This window comes from Streptomyces calidiresistens (assembly GCF_014141525.1).
Lineage (GTDB): Bacteria > Actinomycetota > Actinomycetes > Streptomycetales > Streptomycetaceae > Streptomyces > Streptomyces calidiresistens.
The window spans coordinates 1-4,473 of record NZ_VKHS01000466.1; the positions used below are offsets into that span (position 1 = coordinate 1).

General features: G+C 72.8%; 6 protein-coding genes. 1 reads left to right on the forward strand and 5 read right to left on the reverse strand.

The genetic code is table 11. The annotated features are described in order from the left end of the window. Positions 1–59: 59 nt before the first annotated feature. Complete coding sequence (pyrR, locus tag FOE67_RS17690; RefSeq protein WP_228473996.1) at positions 60–701, reverse strand: bifunctional pyr operon transcriptional regulator/uracil phosphoribosyltransferase PyrR; 642 nt, start codon at positions 699–701, stop codon at positions 60–62. A 263-nt stretch (positions 702–964) separates the two neighbouring features. On the opposite strand from pyrR, the gene bldD reads away from it, so the two are divergent. Further along, entirely contained in the window at positions 965–1,465 is a 501-nt protein-coding gene (gene bldD / locus FOE67_RS17695) for a transcriptional regulator BldD (protein WP_143621354.1), read from the forward strand. Between the two features lie 142 nt (positions 1,466–1,607). Here bldD and nusB read toward each other — a convergent pair whose 3' ends face one another. The 4 genes from nusB to FOE67_RS17715 all read right to left on the reverse strand — a co-directional run. Beyond that, positions 1,608–2,033 (reverse strand): transcription antitermination factor NusB, encoded by a 426-nt coding sequence (gene nusB / locus FOE67_RS17700; protein WP_182665430.1) that lies wholly within the window; start codon positions 2,031–2,033, stop codon positions 1,608–1,610. A 1-nt stretch (position 2,034) separates the two neighbouring features. Beyond that, complete coding sequence (gene efp / locus FOE67_RS17705) at positions 2,035–2,601, reverse strand: elongation factor P (protein ID WP_182665432.1); 567 nt, start codon at positions 2,599–2,601, stop codon at positions 2,035–2,037. A gap of 75 nt (positions 2,602–2,676) precedes the next feature. Further along, entirely contained in the window at positions 2,677–3,837 is a 1,161-nt protein-coding gene (locus FOE67_RS17710; RefSeq protein WP_182665434.1) for a M24 family metallopeptidase, read from the reverse strand. Positions 3,838–3,892: 55 nt separating this feature from the next. After that, a partial coding sequence (locus tag FOE67_RS17715) for an AAA family ATPase (protein WP_182665436.1) occupies positions 3,893–4,473 on the reverse strand: 581 nt, incomplete at its 5' end.

Sequence of the window (4,473 nt, forward strand, 5' to 3'; positions counted from 1 at the left end):
GGCCGGGGCGCCCGGGGGGCCGGGGCGTGTCGGGGTGCGGTACCGCGCCGTCCCGCGGGTCAGGATTCGCGCCGTCCGAGCAGGACACCGTCGCGGCCGTCCTCCTCGGCGAGTCGGACGCGGACGGTCTCCCGCAGGGAGGTGGGCAGGTTCTTGCCCACGTAGTCGGCGCGGATCGGCAGCTCGCGGTGGCCCCGGTCGACGAGGACGGCGAGTTGGACGGCACGGGGGCGCCCGAGGTCACCGAGGGCGTCCAGGGCGGCGCGCACGGTGCGCCCGGAGAACAGCACGTCGTCGACGAGCACGACCAGACGGCCGTCGACACCCTCGTCGGGGATCTCGGTGCGGGCGAGGGCACGGGCGGGGCGGAGCCGCAGGTCGTCCCGGTACATGGTGATGTCCAGGGATCCCACGGGGACGTCGGTGCCGGTGATGTCGCGCAGCCGGGTGCCCAGACGGCGGGCGAGGTGCACGCCGCGGGTGGGGATGCCCAACAGGACGACGTCCTCCGCGCCGCGGGCGCGTTCGACGATCTCGTGGGCGATGCGGGTGAGGACCCGGGCGATGTCGGGGGCCTCGAGGACCGGACGGCCGGTTTCGGCCCCGTCCGGCGGGATCGGGGCGGTCGTGCCCTCCGCCGTCGTGGCGCGTCGGCTTCCGGACCCGGGCATGCGATCGGGGGGTGTACCGGTGGTGTCCATGCGAAACGGACCTCCTTCCCCGCCTCACGGGACGGGCTTTAAAGGACGTCTGGCCGGACCGGGGATCGGAAACCGAACGTTTACGCAACACTCATGAGCGAGGCGTTCAGCTGTACGATCCCGGCCTGCGCCGAGCATAGCAGGAAGGCCGGGGGCGCCCACATCACCGCAGGTCGGAGACGTTCCGCTCCGCCCCGCTTGACGGCGGTTATCACGCTGCGTAATCTCACACTGAGTTACCACTACGCCGTCCGGGGAGTCCCATGTCGAGCGAATACGCCAAGCAGCTCGGAGCCAAGCTCCGAGCCATCCGCACCCAGCAGGGGCTGTCCCTGCACGGGGTGGAGGAGAAGTCGCAGGGCCGTTGGAAGGCGGTCGTGGTCGGCTCCTACGAGCGCGGTGACCGTGCCGTCACCGTGCAGCGACTGGCCGAACTGGCCGATTTCTACGGGGTCCCGGTGCAGGAGCTGCTGCCCGGCACCACGCCCGCGGGCGCCGCCGAGCCGCCGCCGAAGCTGGTCCTGGACCTGGAGCGGCTGACCCAGCTCCCGACCGACAAGGGCGGCCCGCTGCAGCGCTACGCGGCCACGATCCAGAGCCAGCGCGGCGACTACAACGGCAAGGTGCTCTCCATCCGCCAGGACGACCTGCGCACCCTCGCCGTCATCTACGACCTGTCCCCCTCCGTGCTGACCGAGCAGCTGATCGGTTGGGGCGTGCTGGACGCCGACGCCCGGCGCGCGGTGCAGGCCGAGGAGAGCTGAGCCGTCCGGCCCCGGCGCCGGATGGCCGGGGGAGGACACGACACGACGCGGGGCCCCGACGAACGGTGTTCGTCGGGGCCCCGCGTCGTGCGGGGGGGGGGATCCCCCGGTCCGGGCCCCGCGGATCCGCCGGGCCCGGCACTCAGCGGGAGAGGCCCGGCTTGAGTTCCTTGAGCTTGGCGAGCAGCCCGTTGACGAAACCCGGGGAGTCGTCGGTGGAGAACTCCTTCGCCAGCCGCACGGCCTCGTCGAGGACCACCGCGTCCGGGGTGTCGTCCTCCCAGATCAGCTCGTAGGCGCTCATCCGCAGCAGGCTGCGGTCCACCACCGGCATCCGGTCCAGTGGCCAGCCCACGGCGTGCCGGGCTATCAGGTCGTCGATGGTTCCCGCGTGTTCGGCGTACCCCTCCACCAGCCGCATGGTGTACTCCGAGACCGGCGGCTGCCGGGTGTCGGCGTGCGAGTGCCTGATCCAGTCGGCGAGCACGGTCGTGGGCTCCACGTCCCGCTGATCGGCCTCGAAGAGGATCTGGAGGGCGCGCTTGCGGGCGGTGTTGCGTGCCGCCACGTCAGCTGCTCACGCGGCCGAGGTACTCCCCGGAGCGGGTGTCCACCTTGATCTTCTCACCGGTGGTGATGAACAGCGGGACACCGATCTCGTAACCGGTCTCCAACCGGGCCGGCTTGGTGCCGCCGGTGGAGCGGTCGCCCTGCACACCGGGCTCGGTGTACTCGATGGTCAGCTCGACCGCCGCGGGCAGTTCGATGAAGAGCGGGTTCTCCTCGTGGATGGCGACGGTGCAGTCCTGCCCCTCGAGGAGGTAGTTGGCGGCCTCGCCCACGGTCTCGGGGTTGATGTGCAGCTGGTCGTAGGTCTCCATGTCCATGAAGACGAAGTCCGAGCCGTCCTTGTACGAGAACTGCATGCCCCGCCGGTCGACGGTGGCGGTGTCCACCTTGGTCCCGGCGTTGAAGGTCTTGTCCACCACCTTGCCGGAGAGCACGTTCTTCAGCTTGGTGCGGACGAAGGCGCCGCCCTTGCCGGGCTTGACGTGCTGGAACTCGACTACGGACCACAGCTGGCCGCCGTCGAGCTTGAGCACCATGCCGTTCTTGAGGTCGTTCGTGGTGGCCACGGTCGCGGAATCTCCTGAGACTGCTGCTTCGGGGGACCGAGGGCCGCACCCGCCCGGGCGTCCCGCTTCGGGGAACTACAGGGCGAGGAGCTCCTTGGTCGTGATGGTGAGTAGCTCCGGTCCGCCGTCCGCCTCGGGACGGACGACGAGCGTGTCGTCGATCCGGACGCCGCCCCGACCCGGGAGATGTACCCCCGGCTCGACGGTGACCGGCACACAAGGGCCCAGTCTACCCATGGCCGCGGGTGACAGCCGTGGGTCCTCCCCGATTTCCAGCCCCACGCCGTGGCCGGTGGAGGTGCCCGGCGCCGGTCCGTGGCCCGCCGCCTCCAGCACCGACCGGGCCGCCCGGTCCACCTCGCGGCACTCGGCGCCGGGGCGCAACGCCTCCCGACCGGCCCGCTGCGCGGCGAAGACCAGCTCGTGCAGTTCGATCTGCCAGTCGGCGGGGCGACCGCCGATCACGAAGGTGCGGGCGATCTGGCAGCCGTACCCCCGGTGACGGGCGCCCAGGCGCACGGTGAGGAAGTCCCCCTCCTCCACCCTCCGGTCGGTGGGGCGGTGCTCCGGCAGCCCGGAGTGCGGCCCGGTGCCGACCGAGGTGGGGAGGGCCGGTGCCTCGGCCCCGTGGTCCACCAGTCGCCGTTCCAGCTCCAGCGCCAGGTGACGCTCGGTGCGGCCGACCAGGATGGACTCCAGCAGTTCGCCCAGGGCCCGATCGGTGATCTCCGCCGCCGTGCGCAGCGCGTCCAGTTCCCACTCGTCCTTCACCAGCCGTCGGCGTTCCACCGCGCACCCCAGGTCCACCAGGGGCACCCCGCCCAGGGCGGCGGCCAGGGCCCGGTGGCGGGCGACCGTCAGATGGTGCTCCTCCACGGCCAGGGCCCCGGCACCGGCCGCGCGGACCAGTCGGGCGGCCTCGGGCAACGGCTCGGGATGGGAGAGGCACGACAGCCCGGGGTCGGGTCCCGCGGGGGCCGCGGCGCCGCCGAGGGGGGTGTCCGGACGGTCCGCCCCCCCGGGCACCGGGCCGGGCGGGAGGATGAGCAGGTCCGTCCCCGTCCCCCCGGCGGGGCCCGGCGGCAGCAGCAGGACGGCGCCGGCGGGACGGAGGCCGGTGAGGTAGTGGATGTTGGCCGGTCGGGTGACCACCACCGCGGTCCCGGACGCCGTCCCGGCCGCCTCCCTGATCCCGACCCGTCGCCGGGCGTGTGCCTGTGCGGTGCCGCGTGACATGCGGTGAGCCTACGCAGCGAACGGGTGCCCGGCCCGTCGGACGCGTCCGGGCGGGTCACCAGGTCGGGGGATGGGCGAGGGCCCTGGTCACCGCCTCGTCGATCATGCGTGCGGTGGTGGGGACGTCCAGCCGGGAGTTGTCGATGACGGGAAGTCCCGATCCGTACCAGCCGGCCATCCGGCCGTGGATGACCGCCACCTCCTCGTCGGCCAGCCGGCGGGTGCCGCTGCGGACGGCGTTGCGTTCGAGGACCGTCTCCAGACCGGGGAGCAACACCACGGGTATGAGCCCGGGGCCGACGTGGCGTTTCCAACCCCCGAGGCCGACGGCGGGGCGGTCGGGGAAGACCGCGTCGTCGAGAATGCAGGAGATCCCGTTCGCGAGGAAGTTGCGGGCGGCGAAGCCACAGGTGCGGCGGGCCAGCCGGTACTGGGCCTCGGAGCGGTCGTCCCACCCGGCGCGGGGGTCGGCGAAGCCGGAGCGGACCCATTCGCGGACGTCGTCCAGGCTGATGTGGGCGGTGGGAACGGTGCGGTGGTCCGCCCAGTGCCGGGCCACGGTGGTCTTGCCCGCCCCGGCCGGGCCGATGAGCAGGACCGCGATGGCGGTGCCGGCCGGTCCCTGCGGGGCGGGGG

What these genes read in the sequence shown, in the direction of transcription:
- pyrR (WP_228473996.1), bottom strand. Translation starts at nt 701, where the DNA reads ATGGACACCACCGGTACACCCCCCGATCGCATGCCCGGGTCCGGAAGC.
- FOE67_RS17710 (WP_182665434.1), bottom strand. Translation starts at nt 3,837, where the DNA reads ATGTCACGCGGCACCGCACAGGCACACGCCCGGCGACGGGTCGGGATC.
- bldD (WP_143621354.1), top strand. Translation starts at nt 965, where the DNA reads ATGTCGAGCGAATACGCCAAGCAGCTCGGAGCCAAGCTCCGAGCCATC.